We start from the raw sequence: 23,075 nt of genomic DNA, 5'->3' as shown, positions 1-23,075 counted from the left end.
AAGCGACAAAACGGGGCTGCGCCTGCGCACAGCCCCGTTCCGTTCAGATGTCGAAATCCATGACATTGGCAAATGCGCGCTCGGCCAACTTGTCGATGATCGCTTCACGCAGTTTGTCGTTGTAGGACGCTTTGTTGAACGACAGCAGCGCCATGCCCGAATAGTTCTGCGACGAGGTGCTTTTCCACTCGAACACCAGCGTATCCAGGTCGTTCTGGCTGGTGGCAGCGCTGATGGCGGCGACCCCCATGAGCACTTCACCCTCGCTGATTTCCATGCACGAGGCGAGCCCCACCGTGGCGCTGCTTTTCTTCTTCACGTTGCTGGAGAACAGTTGCTGGGGCTCAGTGACCTTGTCCAGGCCGTCCACCGCCTGGCTGGCCAGCGAAATCATCGCTTCGCCGAGCGGCCCACCGACCAGCGTCTGACCTGCGACTTTCATCGCCTTGAATGCAATGGCCCCGAGGGTCAGCGACTTGCCAGAGATATCTTCGCGCTCGAAGGTGCGACGGACCTTAGCCCAGCCGCTCCCCTCCAGGGTCCTGATGAATTCGTCGAACCACTGTTCGGCCTGGTCTCCCTGGCTGTAGCGCTTGGAGGCCACCAGAGAAGCGAGTTGGAAAGAACTCTTCACATCGCTGCGGCTCTGGTACGACATGCCAGCGCCAAATGCCATCAGGGATTGTTCGACCACCGCCGCGCTGTTGGTGGTGGTGACGTTCGTGTTGTCGGTCATCTTGGATAGTCCTTCTGTGTGTGCCCCGACGCGAAGCGGTCGGGGCAGCACACGCTACCCAAGTGCTCTTCGATCGACAGGAGCGAAGGGGTTCCTAACGCCCCTCGCCTGCTACGGGATACCAGCGTGGCGTATACACCCACTGCCCGCCGCAAGCCTTGTCGAACGTGCAGGTGGTGGACGAACCGACCAGCACCATGGTGCGCATATCGACCATTTCCGGCAGCAACTCGGCCAGGGTGACGACCCGCAGCGTCTGCCCTGGCCTACCGATATCGCGGCCAAGTACTACAGGTGTCTGGCCTTCGCGATGACGTCGCACAATGTCCAGGGCATTGCCCAGTTGCCAGGGCCTGGCCTTGGAAATCGGGTTGTAGAACGCCAACACCAGGTCGGCCTGGGCGGCTAGGTCCAGGCGCTTCTCGATGATCGACCAGGGCTTGAGGTTGTCCGACAGCGACATCACACAGAAGTCGTGCCCCAGCGGCGCACCGGCCTGTGCTGCGGTGGCCAGGGAAGCGGAAACCCCTGGCAGGATTTGCAGGTCGACGCGATGCCAGGCGGGGTCGCTGGAGGCGTGCAGCGCTTCGAGCACCGCCGCGGCCATGGCGAACACGCCAGGGTCGCCGGACGACACCACCACCACCGAGCGCCCTTGGGCGGCCAGTTCGAAGGCGTGTCGGGCGCGCAGCATCTCTTCGCGGTTATCCGTGCAATGCAGCACCTGGTCGTCGCGGAACGGGCCGGCCATGCGCACATAAGTCTCGTAGCCCAGCACGTCCTCGGCACGGGCCAGCTCGGCCTTGACCGCCGGGACCATCAGCTCGGCGGCGCCTGGGCCGAGGCCGATCACCGCCAGGCGCCCGCGCCGGCGGCCGATCTGTGCGATATCGACCGGCGCGCTCGCCACGGCGATTGCGACACCCGCATGCTCGCTGACTCGCGCCCCCGGCACGGCCTGCGCCAGCATCTGCACCAGATGCTCGGCCTGTGGCGCATAACGCAGGGCGACGCCCAGCGCCTGCGCTGCCTCGTGCAAGGCAGGCTCGGCCATCGCCTGCTCCGGCGCCAGCAGGCACGCCAGTGCAGCCTCGGCAATGCCGGCGCTGCCGAGCGCCTGGCGAACCCGGGCAACCACCTCGCCCTGCTCGCCATCCATCGCCACCACCACCGCACGCGCATGGATCAACAACTCATCGCGGCTCGCCGGGCGTGCCTCGCAGCCCACATGAATGGTTCGCCGGGCTGCGCCATCCTCGGGAAGCTGCGCGTCAGCGAGCCAAGGCGCATCGCCTTCGATGCGCACGGCTTCACCGGCCAGCAGGTCAGAAACGAAGCGCTTGCCTTGCTCGATATCGGCCAACGCATAGCCCTCAGGCGGGTTGAGCAGGCAGGTGCCGAAACGCAGCTCGCCACTGGTGGTGATGGCCGCCGCCACACCCAACGCTTCGCCCAACTCGCGGGCCATGACATTCACCCCCGCCAGCCCGCCCAGCAGCGGCACCACCGCACTGCCATCCTCGGCGACGGCCAGTACGGGAGGCTCGGCGCCCTTCTCGTCGAGCAGCCCGGCCAGGCTGCGAATGACGATGCCGGCAGCGCACAGGGCGATGATCGGCGTGCCCTGGGCATAAAGCGCACGCAACGCATCGCCGAAGGCCGGGTAATGCACGTCCACGGCGTCCACCCGCCCGCGCAGGCCATGGACCAGCGCCTGCGGATAACGCTGCTGGATACGCCGCGCCGTGGCCAGGCTGCCGGGGCCGAGGATGACGATTGCCGGGGCGGTGTTCGGGTTCAGCCCTGCCATTTTTCCCCCGGTACCACGATCAGCGAGAAATAAGGCGAAGACTGCGGGTCGACCTCATCCAGGGCGACGATCTTCTGGTTGGCCATGGTCGCGCGTTCGACATACAGCGCACGACTGTCCAGACCCAGCTCGGCGAGCACCTGGCGCACCTTGGGAAAATTGCGTCCAAGCTTCATGATCACTGCCGCATCGGCATCGGCCAGGCGGCGCTTGAGCTCATCGTGGGGCAGCACGCCGGAGAGCACGGTGAGGGTCTGGTTGCGGTACACCAGCGGCGCACCGAGCACCGAGGCACCGCCCAGCATCGAACACACGCCCGGGATCACCTGGGCCTCATAGCGCTGCGCCAGGCGGTCGTGCAGGTACATGTACGAGCCATAGAAGAACGGGTCGCCCTCGCAGATCACCGCTACGTCGCGCCCGGCATCCAGATGCTCGGCCACTTGCACGGCGGCTTCGTCGTAGAAGTCGCTGATGACCTGTTCGTAGGACAACGGCGCCGGCAACACCTCGGTGGTCACCGGGTACACCAGCGCCAGCAGGGTTTGCTGCGCTTGCAGGTGCGCCTCGATGATGCCGAAGGCGTTGCCGCGCTTGCCCTTGGCCACGAAGTACGCCACTACCGGTGCCTCGCGTAGCAGACGCAGGGCCTTGAGGGTAATCAGTTCAGGGTCGCCGGGGCCTACGCCCAGGCCAAGCAGACGTCCGCGCGGGGCCATCACTCTACCTCCGTGGCCAGGGCGTTGACCGCCGCTGCGGCCATCGCACTGCCGCCCAGGCGGCCCTGCATGATCACGAATGGCACGCCACGGCTGTCGGCGGCGAGCATCGCCTTGGACTCGGCAGCCCCCACGAAGCCCACCGGGAAGCCAAGGATCAACGCAGGTGGAGGTGCGCCTGCATCGAGCATTTCCAACAGGTAGAACAGCGCCGTCGGCGCATTGCCGATCACCACCACGCTGCCTTCGAGGTGCGGGCGCCACAGCTCAAGGGCCACCGCCGAGCGGGTGTTGCCCGCCTCCAAGGCCAGCGCCGGCACGCTTGGGTCGCGCAGGGTGCAGATCACCGGGTTGTTGGCGGGCAGGCGCGCGCGGGTGATGCCCTCGGCAACCATGTGTGCGTCGCACAGGATCGGCGCGCCCTTGGCCAGCGCCTCGCGCCCGGCGGTGCCTGCGCCTTCGGAGAATTGCAGGCCGTCGACGGCCTCGACCATGCCGCAGGCGTGGATCACCCGCACGGCGAGTTTCTCAAGGTCGGCGGGAATGCGTTCGAGCCGGGCCTCCTCGCGGATGATCCGGAAGGAATTGCGATAGATCTCCTGACCATCGCGGATGTAGTCAATCATCAAGGTGCTCCGTCGGCAGGTCGAGCATCGCGCCTGCTTCTTCTGGGGTAAGGTCGGATGCGCGCAGGCGGCCGAAGCCAGGCGTGCGCACATCGCGCAGATAAAGGTCGTAACGTCCCGGGGCACGGGCCAGCAAGGTGGCCGGGGCGACATGGGCCACGGCGCAGGAGCGTGGGCAGCCCGACAGGTGCACGCTACCCGGCGCCTTGGCGTGCAACCGAGCTGCCACGCGTGCCGCGTCGGCCTTGGTATCGGCCTGGCCCTTGGCACAGCCGCTGGAGCCGGTGCAGGCAGTGACCTGCGCCAGGGGCTCGCGGGGCGTGCAGAGCATGCCCAGCGCCGTCAGTTCGGCCTGGGCCTGCTCGATGCGCTCAGCGTTGAAATGGGTCAGCACCAGGCCCTGCCAGGGGCTCAGCCGCAGGCTGCCATCGCCTGCTTCGCGGGCTTGTCGGGCGAGCCCGCGCAACATGGCCGGGGTCAGGCGGCCCAGGGGCGGCGCCACGCCCAGGGCCATGCCTTGCTGCTGGGCAAGCGGTCCGAGCCAATCGCCCGCGCTCGGTTTGCGGCGCCAGCCCAGCACGTCGGCATCCTGGCGAATGTCCAACCCAAGCCCTTCGACGAAGGCTGTGGGCGAGCAGGTTTCCAGTAACTGGCGCATACGCGACTGCTCAGGCGTTGCCAAGTCGAGGAAGCGCTCAAGCACCGCGCGCACCAGCGCCAGCCCCTGGGCCAGCGGCACTGCGCCCAGTACCTGGCCGTCAGCGGGGCAACCGGCCAGGCCAAAGGCCAACCACGGCTGCTGGTCGAGCTGCATGGCCGACAACCACAAATCGTGCGGGTGTTCGAGCATGGCCAAGCCTTCGCCGCCATCGAGCTGTACCGCGAACTTGGCCGACAGCTGATGCAGGCGAGGCGTGCTTTCCAGCATCGCCAGTACCTGCGTGGCCAATGGTCGCACGTCGAACAGTTGCTCGGGGTCGACACCGGCCAAGGGGCTGAGCATCAGGTTGCGCACATCGTCACCCGCCGCCTCACGCGGGCCGAGGCCTGCGGCCAGCAGGTGCTCGACCAGGCCGTTATGGTCAGCCTGGATACCGCGGATTTGCAGGTTCCCGCGGTTGGTCGCCTCGATCACCCCGCCGGCGAAACGCTCGGCGGCCTCGGCCACCGCCTCGGCCTGCCCGGCCAGCAGCAGGCCGCCGGGCAGCTTGATACGGCAGATGCCGCCGTCCCGGGCAGCGACGATGCGCCACAACCCCGGGCAAGCCGAGGGGCGGGGCGAAACGTCGGGGGTCTGGGCGTGCGTCAAGAGGGGTGTCCGGCAATCGTGAAGGTGCGCTTCAGTGTAGAAGGCGCGGTATTATGCCTGCTTTGCCCGGCGGCATGAAAAGCCGGTGGTCGAACGCTGGCCGCAGGGCCCGCGCAACAGGTTTCATGAGGACACCATGGCCCCCTGGCTGACAGTAATAGGTATCGGCGAAGACGGCTTCAGCGGCCTGGGCAAACAGGCCCGGCGCGCACTGCTGGGCGCTGCACGTATTTTCGGCAGCCCACGCCAGCTGGCCCTGCTGCCACGCTGCGTGGTCGGCCAGCGCCACGCATGGCCAACCCCGTTCTCCCTGGCCGAGGTGCTGGCCCTGCGCGGTGAGGCGGTGTGCGTGCTGGCCAGCGGCGACCCGATGTTCTACGGCGTTGGCGCCAGCCTGGCGCGGCAGGTGCCGGTCGCTGAAATGCAGGTGCTGTCGATGCCGTCCTCCTGCGCCCTGGCCGCAGCGCGCCTGGGCTGGCCGTTGCAGGATGTGCAGGTGCTGTCGATCGTCGCCCGTCCTTTGCCTGTGCTCAACGCCCAGCTCTACAGCGGTGTGCGCCTGCTGGTGCTGAGCAATGACGGCGACAGCCCAGCCGCCATTGCCGCCCTGCTGCGCGAGCGCGGCTTCGGCCCCAGCCGGATGCAGGTGTTCGAGCACCTGGGCGGCGAGCAGGAACGCACCCTCTCGGGCACCGCCGAGGACTGGCCGCACGCCCAGGTCGCCGCGCTCAACCTGGTGGCCATCGAATGCCAGGCAGCGCCCGACGCACAACGCCTGTCGCCAGTGATCGGCCTGCCGGACAGCGCCTTCCGGCACGACGGGCAACTGACCAAGCGCGACGTACGCGCCATCACCCTCGCGCGCCTGGCGCCCACGCCAGGCGAGCTGCTGTGGGATGTCGGCGCAGGTTGCGGCTCCATCGGCATCGAGTGGATGCGCGCCCACCCCAGTTGCCGCGCACTGGCCATCGAGGCCGACGAAGGCCGCCAGGCGTTCATCGAACATAACCGCGAACAGCTTGGCGTGCCGGGCCTGCAACTGGTACGCGGCAAGGCCCCCGAAGCGCTGGAGGCCTTGGAGCCCCCCAATGCGATCTTCATTGGTGGCGGCGTCACCCGCGAAGGCGTGCTTGCCCTGTGCTGGGAGCGCCTGCGCCCCGGCGGACGTCTGGTGGCCAATGCCGTGACCCTGCAAAGCGAACTGGCCCTGGCGCACTTTCGCGAGCAGCACGGCGGCGAGCTGACCCGCATCCACGTCGCCCAGGCCCAGCCCCTCGGCGCCTTCGACACTTGGCGCCAGGCGCTGCCCATCACCCTGCTCGATGTGGTCAAGCCTCGCGATGCGTGAAGAAACCCGCGAACAGCCCGCGCCTTTGCGCAGCGGCCTGACCACCGGCAGCTGCGCCACCGCCACCAGCCTGGCCGCCGCGCGCCTGCTGCTGACCGGTCAGTGCGACGACGCCGTGCACATCATCCTGCCCAAGGGCAAGCAAGTGCAGATGCGCCTGGAATTCTGCCGCCGCGACGGCGAACGGGCCGAGGCCGGCACGCTCAAGGATGCTGGCGACGACCCGGACGTCACCCACGGTGCCTTGCTCTACAGCCAGGTACGCCTGCTGGCCGAGCCGGGCATTCGTTTCGTCGCGGGCCAAGGCGTCGGCACCGTGACCCGCCCAGGCCTGGTGCTGGCCGTGGGCGAGCCGGCGATCAACCCGGTGCCACGGCGGATGATCGGCGAGCACCTGCAAAAGCTGGCCGAGGAATGCGCCTACGCAGGCGGCTTCGAGGTCACGGTCAATGTGCAGGGTGGCGAGCAACTGGCGCTCAAGACCATGAACCCACGCCTGGGCATCCTCGGCGGGTTGTCCATCCTGGGCACCAGTGGCATCGTCCGGCCCTTCTCCTGCGCGGCCTACATCGCCTCGATCCAGCAAGGCATCGATGTAGCCCACAGCAATGGCTACACCCATGTTGCCGCCTGCACCGGGAACGCCAGCGAAGACACCATGCGCCGGGTCTACGCCCTACCGGAAATCGCCCTGATCGAGATGGGCGACTTCGTTGGCGCGGTGCTCAAGCACCTGCGCAAGGTGCCCATGGCGCGCCTGAGCCTGTGCGGCGGTTTCGGCAAGATCAGCAAGCTGGCCGCCGGGCATATGGACCTGCATAGCCGCCACTCGAGCATCGACCTGCCGCAACTGGCCGCCTGGGCCGCCGAAATCGGCGCCGACGCCGCATTGCAACAGGCCATCGTCGCCGCCAACACCAGCCAGCAGGCCCTGGCGTTGGCCCATGCGTCCGGCATCGCCTTGGGTGATGCGGTGTGCGGGCATGCGCTGGCCTTCGCCCGCAGCGTGGTACCCGCCCAGGTGCAGGTGGAGGTATTTGCCATCGACCGCCAGGGCGGCATCGTCGGCCAGGCGGGGGGGCAATGAACGGCCGGATCCTCTTGCTCGGCGGTGTCAGCGAAGCCCTGGCCATCGCCCGACACCTGGGCCCTGCGCATGTCTACAGCCTGGCCGGGATTGGCCGCGTGCCCCAGGACCTGGCCTGCCAGGTGCGCGTTGGCGGCTATGGTGGCGCCGACGGGTTGGCGGCCTACCTGCGCCAGGCGCGTATCGACCTGCTGATCGACGCCACTCACCCTTACGCCGCGCAAATCAGCCGCAACGCCGCCCAAGCCGCCCAGGCCGCGGGCATTCCCTGCTGGGCCCTGCGCCGCCCGGCCTGGCAGGCGCAAGCGGGTGATGATTGGCGAGAGGTGGACGACTGGGCCGGGCTGATCGAGGCCTTGGCGGCGTTCCAACGCCCGCTGTTCACCCTGGGCCGCGAGCCCTTGCAGCACCTCGAGGAAATCCCTGCGCAGCAGTTCTGGACCCTGCGCGCCCTCGAAGCCTGCCCAGGCAATGAGCGCTGCGAAGTGATCGGCGCGCGCGGGCCTTTTCACCTCGACGACGAACGCGCGCTGTTCGAGCGGCGGCGCATCGATGTGCTGGTCAGCAAGAACAGCGGCAGCGTGGCCACCGAGCCAAAGCTCGAGGTAGCGCGCGAGCGCGGGGTGCCGGTGTTGATTCTCAAGCGGCCGGTGTTGCCTGAGGTTGATCGGGTGTTTGGCGATGCCAACCAGCTTCTCCTGGCACTCGACCACTGAACGCTAGGCGTCCATCAGACCAATCCCACCACCGCGCCAGACACGACTGAATGGCCAATGACGCAGGGCCTGCCGTAGACTCCCAACACCCTCCCCCGGCAAGGCCCTGCCCATATGGAAATGCAATGGTGGATCTGGCTCGTGTTCGGCGTCGCCCTGGTGCTGCTCGAACTCGTGATGCCCACGTTCTTCATACTCTGGTTCGGCATCGGTGCCGTGCTGGTAGCGCTGGTCGCCCTGGCGGCGCCCAGCCTGCCGCTGGACATGCAGGTGCTGCTCTGGGTGCTGTTCTCTTCCGTCACTACCTTCCTGTGGTTCAAGGTGTTTCGCCGCAAGCAGCCGGACACCCGCTGGACCGCCGACAGCGTGATCGGTGAAGTCGGCCTGCTGACCGCCAGCGTGTCGCCGTTCCAGAAAGGCCGCGTGCGTTTCCAAAAGCCGATCCTCGGCAACGAAGAATGGGTCTGCGTCGCCGACAGCGACATCGCGGCAGGTGCGCGCGTACGGCTGTCAGCCATCGAAGGCAATATCGCCCGGGTCGTCCCGGCCTGAACCCTGCACTAAAAGGAAGTTCTCACCATGACCAGCCTCATCGTCGTCAGCGTCATCGCCCTGTTCGTGCTCATCACCGTGTTCAAGGGGGTGCGCATCGTGCCCCAGGGCGAGGAATGGATCGTCGAGCGCCTGGGCCGCTACCACAGCACCCTCAAGCCCGGCCTGAACATCGTCATCCCCTACATGGACGTGGTCGCCTACCGCCTGCCGACCAAAGACATCATCCTCGATGTGCAGCAGCAGGAAATCATCACCCGCGACAACGCGGTGATCGTCGCCAACGCCCTGTGCTTCGCCAAGGTCGTCGACCCGCAGAAAGCCTCCTATGGCGTGCAAAACTTCACCTTCGCCGTCACCAGCCTGACCATGACCTCGCTGCGGGCCATCGTTGGCGCCATGGACCTCGACGAAGCGCTGTCCAGCCGCGAGCAAATCAAGGCGCGGCTGCGCGAGGCGATGTCCGAGCAGACTGAAGACTGGGGCGTGACCGTGCGCTCGGTGGAAATCCAGGACATCAAGCCTTCCGAGAACATGCAGGTGGCCATGGAGCGCCAGGCAGCCGCCGAGCGTGAGCGTAAAGCCGACGTGACCCGTGCAGAAGGCGCCAAGCAGGCGGCCATTCTCGAAGCCGAGGCGCGCCTGCAAGCGGCGAAGCTGGATGCCGAGGCGCAGATCAACCTGGCCGAGGCCTCGGCCCGCGCCATTTCGCTGGTCAAGGAAGCCGTGGGCAGCGAGACGGTACCCGCCATGTACCTGCTCGGTGAACGCTACATCGGCGCGATGGAAAACCTGGCCGGCAGCGACAATGCCAAGGTGGTGGTGCTGCCGGCAGACCTGCAAGAGACCGTGCGCGGGCTGATGGGTCGCGGCAAAGCGTGAAGCGGGGTGCGGCACTTCATCGCACCCCGGCATTTTTACCTATACTCGGCCTTACAATAGTCGCTGATTCCTGACCGGATCTCTCCATGCCCCCACGTCGGCACATCGCCTGGCTAGCCTGTCTAGCCGTGCTGTTCAACCTGCTGGCCATGCCACTTTCCTCCGCCGCCCCCAATGGCGCGGCGGAGGAACTGCTGTGGGGGGCCTTCTGCTCCAGTGGCGGTGCCAAGGCCAAGCCTGATGTGCAGGCCCTGGCCAAGATCGACCTCGGCCAACAAAGCGACCAGCATTCCAACATGCAGCACTGCTGGTGCTGCTCTGGCGCCGCACCTGCACTGGCCCTCCCCGGCCACCCCGCGCAATTGCACGCTCCGCCCGCGCTACGCTTTGGCCACTCGCCACCCATCGCTTCACACCAGCCCACGCCGCGCCAGCTGTGGCCGGCACTCAACCCCCGAGCCTCTCCCCTAGCCTGAGTTCGCAACGCACGCGCACGCACTCGAACAGACCGGAGACTCACCATGCTCAAAAAAGCCCTTATCCTGGCCACCCTGCTGCTGCCCAGCGCCTTCGCCAGCGCCCACGAATACAGCGTCGGCGAACTGCATATCGCCCACCCCTGGTCCCTGGCGCTGCCGCCCAACGCACCCAACGTCGCGGCCTATTTCGTGGTGCACAACAACGGCAAGGTCGATGACCGTTTGCTGAGTGTCGAAACGCCTATCAGCGACGACGCCCAGTTGCACGAGCACGCCAAGACCGCCGACGGGCTGATGAAGATGCAGCAGGTGCCCAGCGTGGTGATCCCTGCCGGCAAGGACCTGGCCTTTGCCCCCAGCGCCTACCATGTGATGCTGCTGCAACCCAAGGACCGCAGCCTGCTGGTCGATGGCATGCGCTTCCCGCTGACCCTGCACTTCGAGAAGGCCGGCGACATCACCGTCGAGGTGGCTGTACAACGGCAGGCGCCCGCCGAACAGGCGGTGCACGAACACGCACACTGACCTGACCTTCGCTCACCATGAGCCTGCCGCGCGACCGCCCCTTCCGCTCCACACGCCCTGACCGCAGGCGCGTCGGTGGCGGCTGGCTGAGCCTGTTCGCCATGTGGATGATCTTCATCGGCCCGCTGGTTTCCCAGTCGATGCCGATGAACCCTCATGCCAGCATGTCCATGGAGCACGCCATGCCGATGCCCAGTGGGCACGAGCACGGCGCCATGGCGCACGGCGGTCATGCTGGCCACGGCGGTGACGCCCACGCCCACGCACTGTGGGAAGCCTGCGGCTACTGCACCCTGCTGTTCAATTGCCCCGCCCTGCCGCAAACCCTCAGCCCACTCAGCGCCAGCAGCGCGCTCCCCCCTCTGCCCAACACCCTTCCTCCACGCCAGGGCCACGCCCGCCAGGCGGTATTCCCCGGTGCACGCAGCCGCGCACCGCCCCTCTCGACCAGCGCCTGAACCACACGCTACACGCCCGAAGCCAGGAGGCTTCGCGCTGACTCACGACTGATCGACTGGAATCACTATGTCCGGCTGCACCCCTGCTTTTGCCCTCTCCCTGCGCGGGACCATTGCCCTGCTCTGCGGCTCGTTGCTCGCACCTTTGGCTCTGGCCGCCGAAGTTGGCCACGAGGGCCATGCCCATGAGCCACCCGAACTCAGCCCCACGGTCATCACCGCCGTGGCACCGAGCTCGCCGCTGACCATCGTCACCAACCCCAAGGACCCACGCCAACCGGTACCGGCCAGCGATGGCGCCGACTACCTCAAGACCATCCCCGGCTTCTCGGCCATCCGCTCCGGCGGCACCAATGGCGACCCGGTGCTGCGCGGCATGTTCGGCTCGCGCCTGAACATCCTCACCAACGGCGGCGTGATGCTCGGCGCCTGCCCCAACCGCATCGACGCCCCCACCTCGTACATCTCGCCGGAAACCTACGATCGCCTGACCGTGATCAAAGGTCCGCAAAGCGTGATCTGGGGCCCGGGCGGCTCGGCCGGGACAATCCTCTTCGAGCGTGAGCCGGAGCAATTCGGCGAACTCGGCAGCCGCGTCAACGCAAGCCTGTTGGCCGGCTCCAACGGCCGCTTCGACAAGGTGCTGGATGCCGCCGCCGGCAACCGCCAGGCCTACGCACGCTTCGTCGGCAACCAGTCGCGCTCGGACGACTACCAGGACGGCAACGGCGACGACGTGCCGTCGCGTTGGGACAAGTGGAACGGCGACGTCACCCTGGGCTGGACCCCAGACACCGACACCCTGCTGGAACTCACCGCCGGCAAGGGCGATGGCGAAGCCCGCTACGCCGGCCGCGGCATGGACGGCTCGCAGTTCAAGCGCGAGAGCCTGGGTTTGCGCTTCGAGAAATCCAACCTCGGCGAGGTGCTCGACAAGGTCGAGGCGCAGGTCTACTACAACTACGCCGACCACGTGATGGACAACTACAGCCTGCGCACGCCAAGCGGCAGCGGCATGATGGGCATGCCCATGGTCAGCAACGTCGACCGCCGCACCCTCGGCGCGCGGGTCAAGGCCACCTGGCGTTGGGCCGACGTGCAGTTGGTCAGCGGCCTGGACGCGCAGACCAACGAGCACCGCAAACGCGGCGGCATGGGTACCGATGCGCACAGGGGCCAGCCCTGGACCAAGGACGCCGACTTCCACAACTACGGTCTGTTCAGCGAGCTGACTTGGTACGCCACCGGCGAGGACCGTTTCATCACCGGTGCACGCCTGGACCGCGCCTCGGCCCGCGATTTCCGCCAAGGTAGCGCCACCGACGGCACCACCCGCGCCGACACTCTGCCCAGTGGCTTCGTGCGCTACGAGCACGACCTGGCAGACCTGCCTGCCACCACCTACATCGGCCTGGGCCACGCGCAACGCTTCCCCGACTACTGGGAGCTGTTCTCGCCCAGTCGCGCTCCGGTTGGCGCCGCCAACGCCTTCGACGGCATCAAGCCGGAAAAGACCACCCAGCTCGACTTCGGCATCCAGTACCAGGGCGAGCGCCTGGAGGCCTGGGCCTCGGGTTATGTCGGGCAAGTGCGCGACTACATCCTGTTCGACTACCGCCCGAACATGATGGGCACGCTCACCTCCCAGGCGCAGAACATCGACGCCCGCATCATGGGCGGCGAACTGGGCGCGGCCTACAAGCTGACCGAACGCTGGAAGGCCGACGCTACGCTGGCCTATGCCTGGGGCAAGAACAGCAGCGACGGCAAGGCGCTGCCACAAATGCCGCCTCTGGAAAGCCGCCTTGGCCTGACCTACAGCCGCGACAACTGGAGCGCAGGTGCCCTGTGGCGCCTGGTGGCGGCGCAAAACCGCATCGCCGAGAACCAGGGCAACGTGGTCGGCAAGGACTACGAGCAAAGCGCCGGCTTCGGCGTGTTCTCGTTCAACGGGGCCTACAAGGTGAACAACAACCTCAAGCTCAGCGCAGGCGTCGACAACCTGTTCGACAAGGCCTACGCCGAGCACCTGAACCTCGCCGGCAATGCCGGGTTCGGCTTCCCGTCGGCAGACCCGCAAGCGTTGAAAGAGCCCGGCAGGACGTTCTGGACCAAGGTCGATGTGAGCTTCTGACAACAACTACGGGCGCGGTCCTTGCCGCGCCCAACCAAAGCCGATGGGGGTTCCCATGAGCAAACCGAGCGTTTCCTTCTACAACCTGGCGTGGCGCTGGCATTTCTATGCCGGGCTGTTCGTCGCGCCTTTCATGATCCTGTTGGCACTCACCGGGATCATCTACCTGTTCAAACCGCAGCTCGACCCGCTGATGTATCGCGAGTTGCTGGTGGTCGAGGCCGGTGACCACCGGCAAACGGCCGACACCTTGCTGGCCAATGTGCGCCAGGTCTATCCACAAGGTCAGGTAAGCCAATACCTGCCTGCGCCCGACGCTACCCGCAGCGCGCAGTTCGTGGTGCACCACGGTGGGCTTGAACTGAATGTGTTCGTCGACCCTTACAGCGGCAAGGTGCTGGGCGAACAGGATGCCAAACGCAACCTGCAAGCCATCGCCCGCGCGCTGCACGGCGAGCTGATGGTTGGCACCGTGGGCGATCGCCTGGTGGAGCTGGCGGCGGGCTGGGGCATCGTGTTGGTGGTGTCCGGCCTGTACCTGTGGTGGCCGCGCGGGCGCAACAGCGCGGGCGTGCTGTGGCCACGCCTGTCGGCACGTGGGCGCGTGCTGTGGCGCGACTTGCATGCGGTGACCGGCTTCTGGGGCTCGGCCCTGTTGCTGTTGATGCTGCTCAGCGGCATGACCTGGACCGGCCTGTGGGGCAAGCAGTACGCCGACCTGTGGAACCGCTTCCCGGCGGCCATGTGGAACGACGTGCCGAAATCCGACCAGCAAGCGCGGGTGCTTAACGAAGCCCACCGCCAGACAGTGCCGTGGGCGATGGAAAACACGCCGATGCCAGTGTCCGGTGCCCATGCCGAGCACGCCGGGCATCACGGCATGGCCAGCGCTCCAGCCGCGCCACAGGTCAGTTTGCAGCAGGTCCAGGACCTGGCCAGCGCACGCCAGGTCGAGCCGGGTTACAGCATCACCCTGCCGACCACGGCCGAGGGCGTGTTCACCATCGCAGTATTCGCCGATGACCCACGCAACGACGCCACCTTGCATGTCGACCAGTACACCGGCCAGGTGCTGGCCGATGTGCGTTGGGAGCACTACAGCCCGGTCGCCCGTGCCACGGAGCTTGGGGTGATGCTGCACGAGGGCAAGATGTTCGGGGTGTGGAACCAGCTGGTCATCCTGCTGGTGTGTTTGATGATCCTGCTGGGGTCGGTGAGCGGCCTGGTGATGTGGTGCAAGCGCAGACCCGAGGGCGGCCTTGGCGTGCCGCCGTTGCGTCATGACCTGCCGCGCTGGAAGACGGCCGTGGGGGTGATGCTGGTGCTGGGGCTGGCCTTCCCGCTGGTGGGGGTTTCCATGGTGCTGATGTGGGTGGTGGATAGCCTGGTGGTGCGGCGCGGGGCCCTGGCTCGGGCTTGAGATTGCCGGGGGTGCTTTGCACCCCTATCGCGACACAAGGCCGCTCCCACAAGGTTTCGGTGCTCTTGGGACTTGTGGGAGCGGCCTTGTGCCGCGAAAGGGCCGCACAGCGGCACCAGCTCTCCTAGCCTCCACCAATTCTGTCTGTACCGCCAACTTCTACGCCTTCTGTCTACCCCACAGCCGAAACCCGCGTGTTAGCCTACGCGGCCGTCACAAGAAGACACACCTTCGTTGGAACGCTGCCCATGACCCACACCCCGCAACCTGCTGAAGACCAGCACCTGCAACGCAACCTCACCAACCGCCACATCCAGCTCATCGCCATTGGCGGCGCCATCGGCACCGGCCTGTTCATGGGCTCGGGCAAGACCATCAGCCTGGCCGGCCCGTCGATCATCTTCGTCTACATGATCATCGGTTTCATGCTGTTCTTCGTCATGCGCGCCATGGGCGAGCTGCTGTTGTCGAACCTCAACTACAAGTCGTTCATCGATTTCTCCGCCGACCTGCTCGGCCCCTGGGCTGGCTACTTCACCGGCTGGACCTACTGGTTCTGCTGGGTGGTCACCGGCATCGCCGACGTGGTGGCGATTGCCGCCTACACGCAGTTCTGGTTCCCCGAACTGCCACAGTGGATACCGGCGCTGACCTGCGTCGGCGTGCTGCTGGCGCTGAACCTGGTAACCGTGAAGATGTTCGGCGAAATGGAATTCTGGTTCGCCCTGATCAAGATCGTCGCCATTCTCGGCCTGGTCGCCACTGGCCTGTACATGGTCGTCACCGGCTTCCAGTCGCCCAGCGGCCACACCGCGCAGTTGGCCAACCTGTGGAATGACGGCGGCATGTTCCCCAACGGCCTGCTGGGCTTCTTCGCGGGCTTTCAGATCGCCGTGTTCGCCTTCGTCGGTATCGAGCTGGTAGGCACCACCGCCGCCGAGGCGAAGAACCCCGAGCGCACCCTGCCTCGGGCGATCAACTCGATTCCGATCCGCATCATCGTGTTCTACGTGCTGGCGCTGGTGGCGATCATGGCCGTGACCCCATGGCGCGACGTGGTGCCGGGCAAGAGCCCGTTCGTGGAATTGTTCGTGCTGGCGGGCCTGCCCGCAGCGGCCAGTATCATCAACTTCGTGGTGCTGACCTCGGCGGCCTCGTCGGCCAACAGCGGCGTGTTCTCCACCAGCCGCATGCTGTTCGGCCTGGCCCAGGAAGGCGATGCGCCGAAAGCCTTCGAGAAGCTGTCGCGCCGCGCTGTGCCGGCCAACGGCCTGTACTTCTCCTGCACCTGCCTGCTGCTGGGCGCGGTGCTGATCTACATCGTGCCCGACGTGGTCGAGGCGTTCACCTTGGTGACCACAGTGTCGGCGGTGCTGTTCATGTTCGTGTGGACGCTGATCCTGCTGTCGTACCTGAGCTACCGCAAGCAGCGCGCGGCGCTGCACCAGGCATCAAAGTACAAGATGCCGGGCGGGCGCTTCATGTGCTACGTGTGCCTGGTGTTCTTCGCCGGCATTCTGGTGCTGCTGAGCCTGGAGGCGGACACCCGTTCTGCGCTGGTGGTGACGCCTGTGTGGTTCCTGATTCTGGCGGTCACCTACCAGTTCGTGCGCAGCAAGCGCCAGCCGCGCGCGGCTATCGAGCAAGCGTCGAACCGGTAAACCGGTTCGACGCGTCGGTCACTCAATGTTGAATGGAGAGGCTGACCAGAATCGGAGGCAGCGGTGTGGACACGTTGGCATCGATCGGCTGCAGGCGCAGTGCACCGTTGTACCAGCCAGGTGCCAGTTCAGGGTTGTCAGCCGCGTCATACTGGAGCATCAGGCTGAAACTGCCATAGGCGTCGTAGCAGCCCTTGTTGCTGTTCATGACGGTAAGCCCGCAACTGCCCAGCTTACGTGAGGCGCGAACCTTCACCACCTGCTGCTCGCCCGAGTCTGAGGTCAGCTTCACGTTGAGCCGCGTGAAGCTGCCCGCTTCGCTGCTCAAGGCTGTTGGGCCGACGCTGGAGTCCAGGGCTACCACACCGCCGTTGGCGCCGTTCGGGAACACGTCCACATCCAGGCTGGCCGGGCCCTTGGTGGAAACCAGGATCATCCGGTAACCCTCGAATGCCGGGCTGTAACCGCTGAGCCTGCCGGCCTGTTCACGCCACAAGCGGGCCATGTCGGCGGTCTTGGCATCGCCGATCACCTTGTCGTTGACCGTGACATCCGGCGACGAGTAGTAAGGCAGCTTGTTGCCACACAGGATGCTGCTGACGCCGTCGCCGGCATCGTAGCCATGCTTGTAGTTGTCGCCGTCATCCGGGTGGCAGTGGCTGCCACCGGCGTTATGCCCCAGCGAGTGCCTGAGCGCCGTCACGCTTTCAATCGAATTGACGCTTGAGCTACCTCCCCAAAGGGCATATCCACCCGTGTTAGAGCCTGTTGAAAAACCAACATTGATGTCGTGCAGATAATCGGTGCGCAGCACAAGCAAACTGTTATGCCAGGTAAATAGCCCATCATTGTCGTTCGGTATTTTTTCATCCGTGATACGAATACCCACCAGACGCAGCTCGACGTTCTTGACCCCAGAATTGCGCAGGCTCAAGTTGACCCCTTCCATCTGAGCGAGGGCGAACGCCTGCGGGTCGACATTCCCTGCCGCAAGCGCCTCGGCAGTGAAGCCTACCAGCGCATCCACATAGCTCATGTCCGAAACGATCTTTCCACTGCCCTGCTCGATATGCTCAGCGACCTTGATTGCATCGGCGGTAGGGTAGGCCAGTTCCCGATCCTGGCTGAAGGAGTGATTGCCCTGCGCATCGATCCGAAGAACCCCACGGTTGCCTTCACGGTCGATGAGCGCAGTCACTTCGCCACCGGGCGCAGTCACCCAGACCACTGCACCTGCCAGGGAGCCCTTCGGATCGACGAGGTTGCCGCTCTCGATCCTGTAGCCGCTGGCTTCGTTGATCGCGTGGCTGGTGACCAGGCGCGTGTCGCCCAGTTCTGCACCGAACAGGCTTTCAGCGGTTGCGTGAGGGGTGGATGCGGCGGCGTACGAGGCAGAGCCCATCAGGATGCTGGAAAGCAGCAAAGACAAACGGTTGTGTTTCATTCTTGTTCCCTTGATGCGGGTTGTTAGGAGCCGGCGATCCTAGATACTTCGCGCCCCTGCTCCTACTCGTAGCACTGCTAGGTATCAGTGCTCGCCACGCTGCCCCAACACGAGGCATCACGCGCATATTTCCACCCACCACGGTGCAATCGGCCGACTCAAAAAACAGCCAGGCCTCACAGCAAACAAGGGTTTGAGCGCTTGTACACAAGTCGGCACACCACTTGCAAAAGCCCTCTCCAGCATTGCCAACACCCCTAATAAAACATCGGAGAGAGCACATGAAGCGTCGCAGTCTGATCAAGGCCGTCACCTTAAGCGCAGGCCTCGCAGCCATGGGGTTGAGCTGGACCATCCAGGCCGCCGAGACCATCAAGGTCGGCATCCTGCATTCGCTGTCGGGCACCATGGCCATCTCCGAGACCTCGCTCAAGGACATGGCGCTGATGACCATCGATGAGATCAACGCCAAGGGCGGGGTCAACGGCAAGATGCTCGAACCGGTGGTGGTGGACCCGGCCTCCAACTGGCCGCTGTTCGCCGAGAAGAGCCGCCAGTTGCTGACCCAGGACAAGGTCGCGGTGGTGTTCGGCTGCTGGACGTCGGTTTCGCGCAAGTCGGTACTGCCGGTGTTCGAGGAACTCAACGGCCTGCTGTTCTACCCGGTGCAATATGAAGGCGAGGAAATGTCGCCGAACGTGTTCTACACCGGCGCCGCGCCGAACCAGCAGGCGATTCCCGCCGTGGAATACCTGATGAGCGAAGACGGCGGCGGCGCCAAGCGCTACTTCCTGCTGGGCACCGACTACGTCTACCCGCGCACCACCAACAAGATCCTGCGCGCCTTCCTGCACAGCAAAGGCGTGGCCGACAAGGACATCGAAGAGGTGTACACCCCGTTCGGCCACGCCGACTACCAAACCATCGTCGCCAACATCAAGAAGTTCTCCGCTGGCGGCAAGACCGCAGTCATCTCCACCGTCAACGGCGACTCCAACGTGCCGTTCTACAAGGAGCTGGCCAACCAGGGCCTGAAGGCTACCGATGTGCCGGTGGTGGCGTTCTCGGTCGGCGAGGAAGAACTGCGCGGCATCGACACCAAGCCGCTGGTTGGCCACCTGGCCGCGTGGAACTACTTCGAGTCGGTGGATAACCCGGTCAACCAGAAGTTCGTCGCCGACTGGAAAGCCTACGCCAAGGCCAAGAACCTGCCAGGCGCCGACAAGGCCGTGACCAACGACCCGATGGAAGCCACCTACGTGGGTATCCACATGTGGGCGCAGGCCGCCGAGAAGGCCAAGTCCACCGATGTCGACAAGGTCCGCGAGGCCTTGGCCGGGCAGACCTTCAACGCACCGTCCGGCTACACCCTGACCATGGACAAGACCAACCACCACTTGCACAAGCCGGTGATGATCGGCGAGATCCAGGACGACGGGCAGTTCAGCGTGGTCTGGGAAACCCAGCAGCCACTGCGCGCGCAGCCGTGGAGCCCGTTCATTCCGGGTAACGACAAGCGTCCTGACTATGCGGTGAAAAGCAACTGATCGTAAGGGGCCGCTTTGCGGCCCATTCGCGGGCAAGCCCGCTCCTACAAGGACCGCGCAAACCTGTAGGAGCGGGCTTGCCCGCGAAGAATCCACCGCCGTTTTCCAGGACTGCCCGCATGCTCAGACTCCTGCTCACCCTCCTGCTCCTGCTGCCCCTGGCAACCCAGGCCAGCGAGGGCGAATTCTTCCTTACCGCCAAGCCCGCCGAGCAAGCCAGCCTGCTCGAAGGCTGGGCGGCGCAACCGGACCCGGCACGCCTGGCGTTGCTGGAAAACCTGCGCGAAGGCCGCATCGCCGAGGGCGACACGCGCAAGGTACGCCTGAACAACCGCCTGCGCGGGCTGATCGACAACGCCCTGGCCAGCCATCAATTGCTCAGCGAGCAAACCGACACCCGTCTGGCCGCCGCCCGGCAACTGCAAAAAAGCGCGCAGCCTGCGCAAATGGCCTTCCTCGACCGACGCTTCGCCAGCGAGCCAGACAGCGCCGTGCACGCCGCCCTGGGCCTGGCCCTGGCCAACCTGCAACTCGGCGCCGAAGACCCCGCGGTACGCCTGGCCGCCGTGCGCCTGCTGGGCGAAACCGGCGACCCACTGGCCCGTACCCGCCTCGAAACGCTGCTGCAACCGGGCGTGGAAAGCAACGCCGCCGTACGCACCGCCGCCGAAACCAGCCTGGCCCAGGTCAAGCGCAAGCTGCTGATGGGTGAACTGCTCGGCCAGGCCTTCAGTGGCCTGTCGCTGGGCTCGATCCTGCTGCTGGCAGCGCTGGGCCTGGCGATCACCTTCGGCCTGCTGGGGGTCATCAACATGGCCCACGGCGAAATGCTCATGCTCGGCGCCTACAGCACCTACATGGTCCAGGTGCTGCTGCAGCGCTATGCCCCCGGCGCCATCGAGTTCTACCCCTTGATCGCCCTGCCGGTGGCCTTCGCCGTCAGCGCCGGGGTCGGCATGGCCCTGGAGCGCACGGTGATCCGCCATTTGTATGGCCGTCCGCTGGAAACCCTGCTGGCGACCTGGGGTATCAGCCTGATCCTGATCCAGGCCATTCGCCTGATCTTCGGCGCGCAGAACGTCGAGGTCAGCAACCCGGCCTGGCTGTCTGGCGGCATCCAGGTGCTGCCCAACCTAGTGCTGCCTTACAACCGCTTGGTGATCATCGGCTTCGCCCTGGCCGTGGTGCTGCTCACCTGGATGCTGCTCAACCGCACGCGGCTCGGCCTGAACGTGCGCGCCGTCACCCAGAACCGCAACATGGCGGCCTGCTGCGGCGTGTCCACCGGGCGCGTCGACATGCTCGCCTTCGGCCTCGGTTCCGGTATCGCCGGGCTTGGCGGCGTGGCCCTGAGCCAGGTCGGCAACGTCGGCCCGGACCTGGGCCAGAGCTACATCATCGACTCGTTCCTGGTGGTGGTGCTCGGTGGCGTCGGGCAACTGGCCGGCAGCCTCTGGGCGGCCTTTGGTCTTGGCATCGCCAACAAACTGCTTGAGCCGCAGATTGGTGCGGTGCTCGGCAAGATCCTCATCCTTGCGCTGATCATTCTGTTCATCCAGAAACGCCCGCAAGGCCTGTTCGCCCTCAAGGGACGGGTAATCGACTGATGAACCAGCCACTGCTTGTCACTGCCGCGCAAAAGGCCGGGCCCAAGGTTTCGCTGGCGGTCGGCGCCGTCGTCGTCCTGGTGCTGCTGGCCATGCCGTTGCTGTCGTTGCTGCCGGCCGACCACGCCTTGCAGGTCTCGGCCTACACCCTGACGTTGGTGGGCAAGATCCTCTGCTACGCCATCGTCGCCCTGGCCCTGGACCTGGTCTGGGGCTACGCCGGTTTGCTGTCGCTGGGCCATGGGCTGTTCTTCGCCCTGGGCGGCTATGCCATGGGCATGTACCTGATGCGCCAGGCCGCCGGTGACGGCCTGCCGGGCTTCATGACCTTCCTGTCGTGGACCGAACTGCCGTGGTACTGGGCCGGGACCCAGCACTTCGCCTGGGCGCTGTGCCTGGTGGTGCTGGCGCCGGGCTTGCTGGCGCTGGTGTTCGGCTTCTTTGCCTTCCGCTCGCGGATCAAGGGCGTGTACTTCTCGATCATGACCCAGGCGCTGACCTTCGCTGGCATGCTGCTGTTCTTTCGCAACGAGACCGGCTTCGGCGGCAACAACGGCTTCACCAACTTCCGCACCATCCTGGGCTTCGACATCACCTCCCAGGGCACCCGCGCGGTGCTGTTCCTGCTCACGGTGTGCCTGCTGCTGGCCAGCCTGTACCTGTGCTGGCGCCTTACCCGCAGCAAGTTCGGGCGCCTGCTCACCGCTGTGCGCGACGCCGAGAACCGCATGATGTTCTGCGGCTACGACCCGCGCGGTTTCAAGCTGACAGTGTGGGTGCTGAGCGCCGTGCTGTGCGGCCTGGCCGGTGCGCTGTACGTGCCCCAGGTGGGCATCATCAACCCCAGCGAGATGTCGCCGACCAACTCCATCGAAGCTGCCGTGTGGGTGGCCCTAGGCGGGCGCGGCACGCTGATTGGCCCGCTGCTTGGCGCAGGCCTGGTCAACGGCATGAAAAGCTGGTTCACCGTGGCGTTCCCGGAATTCTGGCTGTTCTTCCTCGGTGCGCTGTTCATTCTGGTCACCCTGTACCTGCCCAAGGGCGTGGTGGGCCTGCTGAAGAAAAGGAGCCAGCCATGAGAGGCGTGCCCCCGGTACACCCGGAATTCATGCTGGAGCCGGTGTTCGACGAGCTCGGCAACGGCCGCGAGGCCATCGGCCTGGGCCAGGTGCGCAAGAAGGGCCTGGACACCCGCCACGGCACGGTGCTGAGTCTCGAGGACATCAGCGTCAGCTTCGACGGATTCAAGGCGCTCAATGCGCTGAACCTGTACATCGGCGTGGGCGAGCTGCGTTGCATCATCGGCCCCAACGGCGCGGGCAAGACCACGATGATGGACGTGATCACCGGCAAGACCCGCCCCGACACCGGCACCGCGTTCTTCGGCGACACCCTCGACCTGACCCGCATGAGCGAATACCAGATCGCCCAGGCCGGCATCGGCCGCAAGTTCCAGAAGCCCACGGTGTTCGAGGCGCTGAGCGTGTACGAGAACCTGGAACTGGCGCTGAAGACCGACAAGTCGGTGTGGGCCAGCATCACCTCGCGCCTGGGTGACGAGCAGCGCCAGCGTATCGACGAGGTGCTGACGACCTTGCGCCTGCAAGCCCTGGCCGAGCGCCCGGCGGGGCTGTTGTCCCATGGCCAGAAGCAGTTCCTGGAGATTGGCATGCTGCTGGTGCAGGAGCCACAACTGCTGTTGCTCGACGAGCCGGTGGCGGGCATGACCGATGCCGAGACCGAGTTCACCGCCGAGCTGTTCAAGGGCCTGGCGGGCAAGCATTCGCTGATGGTGGTGGAGCATGACATGGGCTTCGTTGGCAGCATTGCCGACCACGTGACCGTGCTGCACCAGGGCAGCGTGCTGGCGGAGGGGTCGTTGGAACAGGTGCAGGCGGATGAGCGGGTGATCGAGGTGTATCTCGGTCGATGATCTCTATCGCCTGTAGCGGCCTCTTCGCGGGCAAGCCCGCTCCTACAAGGACGGTGTGATCCCTGTAGGAGCGGGCTTGCCC

The 23,075-nt window shown here is 65.8% G+C and carries 21 protein-coding genes; 15 read left to right on the top strand and 6 right to left on the bottom strand.

The features are described 5' to 3' along the window. Positions 1 to 43: 43 nt before the first annotated feature. From ACQKPE_RS15420 to cobG, 5 genes are all read right to left on the bottom strand, one after another. Positions 44 to 736 carry a hypothetical protein gene (locus ACQKPE_RS15420; protein WP_427667135.1) on the bottom strand — a complete coding sequence of 231 codons (693 nt, stop codon included), beginning with the start codon at positions 734 to 736 and terminating at the stop codon, positions 44 to 46. A 94-nt stretch (positions 737 to 830) separates the two neighbouring features. After that, a complete protein-coding gene (gene cobJ, locus ACQKPE_RS15415) occupies positions 831 to 2,546 on the bottom strand; it encodes a precorrin-3B C(17)-methyltransferase (RefSeq protein WP_427667133.1) in 1,716 nt (571 codons plus the stop codon). Further along, positions 2,534 to 3,265 (bottom strand): precorrin-2 C(20)-methyltransferase, encoded by a 732-nt coding sequence (locus tag ACQKPE_RS15410; RefSeq protein ID WP_427667131.1) that lies wholly within the window; start codon positions 3,263 to 3,265, stop codon positions 2,534 to 2,536. Before ACQKPE_RS15410 ends, cobJ begins: the two co-directional genes overlap by 13 nt. Next, positions 3,265 to 3,891 (bottom strand): precorrin-8X methylmutase, encoded by a 627-nt coding sequence (locus ACQKPE_RS15405; RefSeq protein ID WP_427667129.1) that lies wholly within the window; start codon positions 3,889 to 3,891, stop codon positions 3,265 to 3,267. Before ACQKPE_RS15405 ends, ACQKPE_RS15410 begins: the two co-directional genes overlap by 1 nt. Beyond that, entirely contained in the window at positions 3,884 to 5,200 is a 1,317-nt protein-coding gene (gene cobG / locus ACQKPE_RS15400; RefSeq protein ID WP_427667128.1) for a precorrin-3B synthase, read from the bottom strand. Before cobG ends, ACQKPE_RS15405 begins: the two co-directional genes overlap by 8 nt. A gap of 136 nt (positions 5,201 to 5,336) precedes the next feature. Between cobG and cbiE the strand changes: the two genes are divergently transcribed. The 11 genes from cbiE (at position 5,337) to cycA (ending at position 16,462) form a co-directional block, all read left to right on the top strand. Further along, on the top strand, positions 5,337 to 6,548 hold the full coding sequence (gene cbiE, locus ACQKPE_RS15395; RefSeq protein WP_427667126.1) for a precorrin-6y C5,15-methyltransferase (decarboxylating) subunit CbiE: 1,212 nt from the start codon (positions 5,337 to 5,339) through the stop codon (positions 6,546 to 6,548). Beyond that, the gene (locus ACQKPE_RS15390) at positions 6,541 to 7,635 is read left to right on the top strand and encodes a cobalt-precorrin-5B (C(1))-methyltransferase (RefSeq protein WP_427667124.1); all 1,095 of its coding nucleotides are present in this window, start codon (positions 6,541 to 6,543) and stop codon (positions 7,633 to 7,635) included. The genes cbiE and ACQKPE_RS15390 overlap by 8 nt, the downstream gene beginning before the upstream one ends. Further along, positions 7,632 to 8,351 carry a cobalt-precorrin-6A reductase gene (locus ACQKPE_RS15385; RefSeq protein WP_427667122.1) on the top strand — a complete coding sequence of 240 codons (720 nt, stop codon included), beginning with the start codon at positions 7,632 to 7,634 and terminating at the stop codon, positions 8,349 to 8,351. Before ACQKPE_RS15390 ends, ACQKPE_RS15385 begins: the two co-directional genes overlap by 4 nt. A gap of 114 nt (positions 8,352 to 8,465) precedes the next feature. Next, positions 8,466 to 8,903 (top strand): NfeD family protein, encoded by a 438-nt coding sequence (locus ACQKPE_RS15380; protein WP_427667120.1) that lies wholly within the window; start codon positions 8,466 to 8,468, stop codon positions 8,901 to 8,903. A gap of 27 nt (positions 8,904 to 8,930) precedes the next feature. Then, positions 8,931 to 9,785: an SPFH domain-containing protein gene (locus ACQKPE_RS15375; RefSeq protein WP_427667118.1), complete on the top strand. Its 855-nt coding sequence runs from the start codon at positions 8,931 to 8,933 to the stop codon at positions 9,783 to 9,785. 86 nt (positions 9,786 to 9,871) lie between these two features. Further along, positions 9,872 to 10,261, top strand: coding sequence for a DUF2946 domain-containing protein (locus tag ACQKPE_RS15370; protein WP_427667117.1), 390 nt, complete (start codon positions 9,872 to 9,874; stop codon positions 10,259 to 10,261). A 45-nt stretch (positions 10,262 to 10,306) separates the two neighbouring features. Then, complete coding sequence (locus tag ACQKPE_RS15365) at positions 10,307 to 10,789, top strand: copper chaperone PCu(A)C (protein WP_427667115.1); 483 nt, start codon at positions 10,307 to 10,309, stop codon at positions 10,787 to 10,789. A gap of 17 nt (positions 10,790 to 10,806) precedes the next feature. Next, entirely contained in the window at positions 10,807 to 11,247 is a 441-nt protein-coding gene (locus tag ACQKPE_RS15360) for a DUF2946 domain-containing protein (protein ID WP_427667113.1), read from the top strand. 67 nt (positions 11,248 to 11,314) lie between these two features. Next, on the top strand, positions 11,315 to 13,381 hold the full coding sequence (locus ACQKPE_RS15355) for a TonB-dependent copper receptor (RefSeq protein ID WP_427667111.1): 2,067 nt from the start codon (positions 11,315 to 11,317) through the stop codon (positions 13,379 to 13,381). A gap of 55 nt (positions 13,382 to 13,436) precedes the next feature. Beyond that, complete coding sequence (locus tag ACQKPE_RS15350; RefSeq protein ID WP_427667110.1) at positions 13,437 to 14,801, top strand: PepSY-associated TM helix domain-containing protein; 1,365 nt, start codon at positions 13,437 to 13,439, stop codon at positions 14,799 to 14,801. 248 nt (positions 14,802 to 15,049) lie between these two features. Next, positions 15,050 to 16,462 (top strand): D-serine/D-alanine/glycine transporter, encoded by a 1,413-nt coding sequence (cycA, locus tag ACQKPE_RS15345; protein WP_427667108.1) that lies wholly within the window; start codon positions 15,050 to 15,052, stop codon positions 16,460 to 16,462. Positions 16,463 to 16,484: 22 nt separating this feature from the next. Here the strand turns inward: cycA and ACQKPE_RS15340 are convergent, their stop codons facing one another. After that, a complete protein-coding gene (locus ACQKPE_RS15340; protein WP_427667106.1) occupies positions 16,485 to 17,906 on the bottom strand; it encodes a hypothetical protein in 1,422 nt (473 codons plus the stop codon). A gap of 281 nt (positions 17,907 to 18,187) precedes the next feature. Between ACQKPE_RS15340 and urtA the strand changes: the two genes are divergently transcribed. The 4 genes from urtA (at position 18,188) to urtD (ending at position 22,993) form a co-directional block, all read left to right on the top strand. Next, a complete protein-coding gene (urtA, locus tag ACQKPE_RS15335; protein ID WP_427667104.1) occupies positions 18,188 to 19,453 on the top strand; it encodes an urea ABC transporter substrate-binding protein in 1,266 nt (421 codons plus the stop codon). Between the two features lie 119 nt (positions 19,454 to 19,572). Continuing rightward, the gene (gene urtB / locus ACQKPE_RS15330; protein WP_427667102.1) at positions 19,573 to 21,060 is read left to right on the top strand and encodes an urea ABC transporter permease subunit UrtB; all 1,488 of its coding nucleotides are present in this window, start codon (positions 19,573 to 19,575) and stop codon (positions 21,058 to 21,060) included. Then, entirely contained in the window at positions 21,060 to 22,139 is a 1,080-nt protein-coding gene (urtC, locus tag ACQKPE_RS15325; RefSeq protein ID WP_427667101.1) for an urea ABC transporter permease subunit UrtC, read from the top strand. Before urtB ends, urtC begins: the two co-directional genes overlap by 1 nt. Then, complete coding sequence (gene urtD / locus ACQKPE_RS15320; protein ID WP_427667099.1) at positions 22,136 to 22,993, top strand: urea ABC transporter ATP-binding protein UrtD; 858 nt, start codon at positions 22,136 to 22,138, stop codon at positions 22,991 to 22,993. The genes urtC and urtD overlap by 4 nt, the downstream gene beginning before the upstream one ends. The last annotated feature ends 82 nt before the right edge of the window (positions 22,994 to 23,075 follow it).

Source organism: Pseudomonas sp. NPDC089554 (assembly GCF_050280645.1).
Classification (GTDB): Bacteria; Pseudomonadota; Gammaproteobacteria; order Pseudomonadales; family Pseudomonadaceae; genus Aquipseudomonas.
Note: the sequence above shows the minus strand (reverse complement) of the source record. Positions and strands in the feature narration are given on the sequence as shown.